Below are 1447 nucleotides of genomic sequence, written 5' to 3'. Positions count from 1 at the left end.
CCTCGATCGCGATAGCCCCCATGACAGGGCAATCCCCGCAAGAAACGTTCCCGCAGTCGCACGGCGACCCGGCGATTCACGGAATCGCGGCCAGAACCACGGTTTTCCCCACCCTCGGGTGGTTTGAGTCTCATGTAATGGTCCATCCCGATTTCGCCGAATTCCCCATGGGGATGACGAAGTTGGGCTTGAGGGTCCTGGCCATCACGAACACGCACATGTCCCTCGACCTGCAGCACGAGAGGTCGATGGACGCACCTGATGGCAAGGAGATCATTCACCGTGGTCGACATCATCGAGATCTACGTCCACTGGTACGCGGGCCGCTCCAAGAGCGAGTTGGCCACGTCGCTCGGCGTGGACCGCAAGACGGTCAGGAAGTACCTGGCCCCGGCGGAACTGTCCGGGATCACCCCGGGCGGCCCGCCCATGAGCGAGGACGACTGGGCCAAACTGATCAAGAGCTGGTTCCCGGAGCTCGCTGACCGGCGACTGCGGCAGATCACCTGGGACCAGTTCGACGAACACCGCGACTACATCAGCAGCCTGCTCGGAACCGTCACCGTCACCACGATCCACCAGCGGCTCCGCGACGACCGCGGAGTGCGGGCATCCCGGTCCTCGCTCCACCGCTGGATCGAAGCCACCCTGCCCGGAGAGACGAAGAGATCGCAGGTCACCGTCTTGCGGGATGAGGTCGAGCCCGGCACGGAGGCCCAGATCGACTACGGCTTCCTGGGCCAGTGGACCAACCCACGCACCGGCAAACGGCACCGGGTCTGGGCCTTCGTGATGGTGCTGCCCGCCTCCCGGCACATGTTCATCCGCCCGGTGCTCACCCTGGACCAGCACGCCTGGACCGAAGCCCACGTCGCCGCCTTCACGTTCTTCGGCGGTGTCCCGCGCCGGCTCGTGCCGGACAACCTGCGCACCGGCGTTGACAAGCCCGACCTCTACGACCCCAAAATCAACAAGGCGTATGCCGAACTCGCCTCCCACTACGGCGCGTTGGTCGACCCGGCCCGGGCCGGGAAGCCGAAGGACAAGCAGGTCATCGAGCGGGCCCTGCAGGCCGAGATGAGCGACCATCTCGATTATACCGACCGCAGGAAGGTCGCCGCCGCACTGAAGCCCGTCTACACCGCCGTCGACGAGACCGCGGCCCTCGCGGCCCTCGAAACCGTCCGCGACGAGTGGGGCCGGCAGTATCCCGGAACGATCAGCGTGTTCGAGAACGCCTGGGCCCGGTTCATCCCGTTCCTCGACTTCGACCAGGACATCCGCCGCGTCATCTACACGACGGATGAAATCGGCAATACCCGCCGCGAGTTCAGCCTGAATCGGCTCGCTCGGGACGGGGCGGCTGCCAGTGCGCGGCGAGAACCGCGTAGGCGCGTTCCTGCTGCTCGATGATCTCGCGTTCGTGCCGCCAGAGCGCAGGGTCGTT

General features: G+C 65.8%; 1 protein-coding gene and 2 pseudogenes. 2 read left to right on the top strand and 1 reads right to left on the bottom strand.

What is annotated here, in order from left to right:
- Positions 1–239, bottom strand: a 239-nt coding sequence (locus ADK54_RS47470; RefSeq protein WP_234392045.1) for a hypothetical protein, incomplete at its 3' end; no start/stop codon positions are given.
- A 43-nt stretch (positions 240–282) separates the two neighbouring features.
- Here ADK54_RS47470 and istA point away from each other — a divergent pair.
- A pseudogene (gene istA, locus ADK54_RS13490) lies at positions 283–1080 on the top strand (IS21 family transposase); the annotation flags it as partial.
- Positions 1054–1326, top strand: a pseudogene (locus tag ADK54_RS47465) (transposase); the annotation flags it as partial. The pseudogenes istA and ADK54_RS47465, both read left to right, overlap by 27 nt.
- Between the last annotated feature and the right edge of the window lie 121 nt (positions 1327–1447).

The organism is Streptomyces sp. WM6378, assembly GCF_001279695.1.
In the GTDB taxonomy this organism is placed as follows: Bacteria; Actinomycetota; Actinomycetes; order Streptomycetales; family Streptomycetaceae; genus Streptomyces.
The sequence above is the reverse complement of the archived record's forward strand: the minus strand, read 5'-3'. Positions and strand labels throughout refer to the sequence as shown.